Origin of the sequence: uncultured Nevskia sp. (assembly GCF_903885465.1) — a bacterium.
Lineage (GTDB): Bacteria > Pseudomonadota > Gammaproteobacteria > Nevskiales > Nevskiaceae > Nevskia.
The window spans coordinates 1-4,192 of record NZ_CAISIQ010000186.1 but is presented as its reverse complement, the minus strand read 5'-3'; the positions used below and the strand labels follow the sequence as shown (position 1 = coordinate 4,192).

The window sequence follows — 4,192 nt, the reverse complement described above, 5'->3', positions numbered from 1 at the left end:
GTTCTCGACGGATCCAACCGATGTGCAGCTGGAACTGAGCAATCGTGAACTGAAGGATCTGCTTGCCCGCACCCAGTTTGCGATGGCCCAGCAGGATGTCCGCTACTACCTGAACGGCTTGCTGCTGGAGATTCGTCCGGGCCGCTTGCGTACTGTGGCGACTGACGGACATCGTCTGGCGATGGCCGAGTTGAATCGCGAACTGAGTGCCAAGAAGGACACCCAGGTGATCCTGCCGCGCAAGACCGTCATCGAGCTTCAGCGTCTGCTCGACGTCAGCGATGCGCCGGTCAAGCTGTCGCTGACCAGCAACCAGATCCAGGTTGATCTCGAAGACCTGCGTCTGACGTCGAAACTGATCGAAGGCCGCTTCCCGGATTACGAGCGCGTGATTCCGGAAGACTCGGACAAGATCATCAAGTGCGGTCGCCTGAAAGTGCGTGCGGCACTGGCACGTGCGGCGATCCTGTCGAACGAGAAGTTTCGCGGCGTGCGCTTGACGCTCGAAGCCGACATGCTGCGCATTCAGACCCAGAACCCGGAACAGGAAGAAGCCGAAGAAGAAGTCGAAATCGAATACAACGGCGCGCCGTTGGAGATCGGCTTCAACGTCAGCTATCTGCTTGATGCGCTGGACGCGATCGAAGGTGAAGAATTCATCTTCAAGCTGCGCAGCCCGGATGCCAGCGGCCTGATCCACGATGCGGCGCAGGCCAGCGGCAAGTTCGTCGTCATGCCGATGCGGCTCTGATCGCCGTATTGATCGGCGACTCATGAAGCGATGCGTTTCCGCCGGGCGAAGGCGCAACACTTTCGCCTGTTTCAGGCTTTCGATTTCGAGCCGCATCCCCGGCTGAACTTTGTCACCGGCGCCAATGCCGCTGGCAAGACCAGTTTGCTGGAAGCGCTATACGTCTCCGCTCGCGGAGACAGCCACCGCGGCGCCATCTCGACCTTGGCCACCGATGGTCAGTCGTCCTTCCTGATCGACACGCGAATCTCCGGGGTAGAAGGTCGTCCGGACGATAAGGTCGAAGTGCGCTGGCAGGATCGCCGAGTCGCAGTTCGGATCAACAATCAATCCGCCGGGCTTTCCGATCTGGTCCGGCGGATGCCTGTTCTGCTAATCGATCCTCTGGCCCACCGCCTGATCGAGGAAGGTCCTGGCATCCGTCGGCGCTTCATCGATTGGGGTGTGTTCCACATGGAACAGGAATTCCATGATCAGTGGCGGCGCTTCAATCGTGCATTGCGCCAGCGCAACGCAGCATTGCGAGCCCAGGCCAGTGTTCGAGAAATTGACAGCTGGTCACCAGAACTGGCGGTCACTGCTGATTCCTTGACGGCGATGCGCGAGCGTTACTTGGATCGGCTGAGCCTACTGGCGCCCAAGTACTGGCAATCCTTGGTGGACGAAACCGGTTGGACACTGGCCTTTGTTCGCGGCTGGCGAGACGGCGAGAGTTACGCCGATACCCTGATCCGAACGCTCGAAGGTGACCGAAACGCGGGTCATACCCGTGAAGGACCGCATCGGGCAGAGCTTCGCGTATTGAGCGACAATTCGCTGTTGAAGGAACGAGTCAGCCGCGGTCAGCAAAAGCTGCTGATTGCCGGGTTGATGTTGGCGCAGGGCGAGTTGTATCGACAGAAGCATGAAGACGCCCCTGTGCTGCTGCTCGATGATTTTGCAGCCGAGTTGTCGATGGACTCCCAACAGCGGCTGCTGACTCAACTGCAAGCCTGGTCTGGGCAGAGCGTCATCACGGCGCTTGAGTACAGCCCATTGCTTCAAGCCACGAACGACCATGCCATGTTCCACGTGGAACATGGCGAGATCACATTGAAGAAGACGATATGACCGATCAGCACGACGCCCCGAGCCCGACCCAGAATCACATTGCCAGCGGCAATTACGACGCCAGCGCGATCAAGGTGCTGAAAGGCCTGGATGCGGTACGTCAGCGCCCGGGCATGTACATCGGCGATACCGATGACGGCACGGGTCTGCACCACATGGTGTTCGAAGTCGTCGACAATTCGGTTGATGAAGCGCTCGCCGGTCATTGCACGGAAATCACTGTCACCTTGCAGCTCGATGGCAGCGTCACCGTCACCGATAACGGCCGCGGCATCCCGGTCGATATCCACGAAGAAGAAGGCCGTTCGGCTGCCGAAGTGATCATGACCATCCTGCACGCCGGCGGTAAGTTCGGCGGCAGCGGTTATAAGGTGTCCGGCGGTCTGCACGGTGTCGGTGTGTCCGTCGTCAACGCGTTGTCTGAAGTGCTGATGCTCGATATCTACCGCAACGGCAATCACCATCATCAGGAATACCGGATGGGCGTGCCGCAGGCGCCGTTGGCCGTGGTCGGTCCGTCCGAGAAGCGCGGCACGTCGGTGCGCTTCTATCCGAGTGGCAAGGTCTTCACCAATCTCGAGTTCCATTACGACATCCTGGTCAAGCGCCTGCGCGAGCTGTCGTTCCTAAACTCGGGACTGCGCATCGTGCTGCGCGAGGAATTGAGCAATCGTGAAGACGTGTTCGAGTACATCGGCGGCATCAAGGCCTTCGTCGAATACCTGAACCGCAACAAGACCGCGCTGCACGAAACGGTGCTGTACATCAACACCGAAATCGATGGCATCGCCGTCGAAGCGGCGTTGCAATGGAATGATTCCTATCAGGAAAATGTCTTCTGCTTCACCAACAACATTCCGCAGAAGGATGGCGGCACGCATCTGACCGGCTTCCGTAACGCGCTGACCCGCACCTTGAACGAGTTCGTCGAGCGTGAAGGCATGGCCAAGAAGGAAAAGGTCGAGCCGGTGGGAGACGACTCCCGCGAAGGCCTAACCGCTGTGCTGTCGGTAAAGCTGCGCGATCCCAAGTTCTCGTCGCAGACCAAGGAAAAGCTGGTGTCCTCGGAAGCCAAGGGTGCTGTGGAAAGCGTGCTGAACAAGAAGCTCGCCGAGTTCCTGCTCGAACGTCCGCGCGAAGCGAAAGCGATCGCGATGAAGATCGTCGAAGCCGCGCGTGCTCGCGAAGCTGCTCGCAAGGCACGCGACCTGAACCGCCGCAAGGGCGCGCTCGATATCGCTGGCCTGCCGGGCAAGCTCGCGGATTGCCAGGAAAAGGATCCGGCGAAGTCCGAACTGTTCCTGGTCGAGGGTGATTCGGCAGGTGGCAGCGCCAAGCAGGGCCGCGATCGCCGTTTCCAGGCGATCCTGCCCCTGAAGGGCAAGATCCTGAACGTCGAGAAGGCGCGTCTGGAAAAGATGCTGTCTTCGCAGGAAGTCGGCACGCTGATCACCGCGCTGGGCTGCGGTATCGGCCGTGACGACATGAAGCCGGAGAACCTGCGCTACCACCGCATCATCATCATGACCGACGCCGATGTCGACGGCGCTCACATCCGCACCTTGCTGCTGACTTTCTTCTACCGGCACATGTATGCGCTGGTCGAACGCGGTCACGTCTACATCGCGCAGCCGCCGCTGTACAAGCTGAAGAGCGGCAAGCACGAGACTTACGTGAAGGACAACAATGAGCTCGAAGACTGGCTGTTGAAGTCCGCACTCGACGAAGCCTCGTTGACCACCGCGGCCGATGCGCCGGCGCTGCCGACCGACAAGCTCGCCCAGCTGGTTCGTGACACCTCGCGCATCCAGAGTGCGATCGAGCGTCTGTCCCGTCACTACGATCGTCATGTGCTCGAACGCCTGTTCGATCACGCCCCGATCGCGCCTGAAGCCAGCCGCGAAACCTGGCTCGCGGAATTCGCCTCCAGCCTCAATGCCGGCGTTGCTGTTCAACGCTATATCGTTGAAATGCAAGGGAATTCATTGATCGTCAACCAGCTCGTGCACGGTTTGGCGCACCGCTACGTGTTCGGCGAGGATTTCTTCAACACGCCGGAGTATCAGCTGGTCTGCCGCTTCAACAACGAGGCGAAGACGCTGATCAGCGCAGGCGCCACGGCCCGCCGTGGCGAACGCGCGCGCGCGGTGTCGAGCTTCGCCGAAGCCTACGTCTGGCTGACCGCCGAAGCGCGTCGCGGCCTGCACGTGCAGCGCTACAAGGGCCTGGGCGAGATGAACCCGGAACAGCTCTGGGAAACCACGCTGGACCCGACCGTGCGCCGCCTCGTGCAGGTTCGGGTCGAAGACATCATCTCCGCGGACCAGATGT

Annotated in this window: 3 protein-coding genes; all 3 read left to right on the top strand. The window is 60.2% G+C overall.

The genetic code is table 11. The features are described 5' to 3' along the window. Positions 1–751 (top strand): DNA polymerase III subunit beta (dnaN, locus tag QZY06_RS06995; protein ID WP_295682064.1); only part of this gene is annotated, 751 nt, incomplete at its 5' end. Between the two features lie 30 nt (positions 752–781). Then, complete coding sequence (gene recF, locus QZY06_RS06990) at positions 782–1,861, top strand: DNA replication/repair protein RecF (RefSeq protein ID WP_295682062.1); 1,080 nt, start codon at positions 782–784, stop codon at positions 1,859–1,861. After that, the coding region (gene gyrB / locus QZY06_RS06985; RefSeq protein ID WP_295682061.1) for a DNA topoisomerase (ATP-hydrolyzing) subunit B at positions 1,858–4,192 on the top strand (2,335 nt) is incomplete at its 3' end. The genes recF and gyrB, both read left to right, overlap by 4 nt.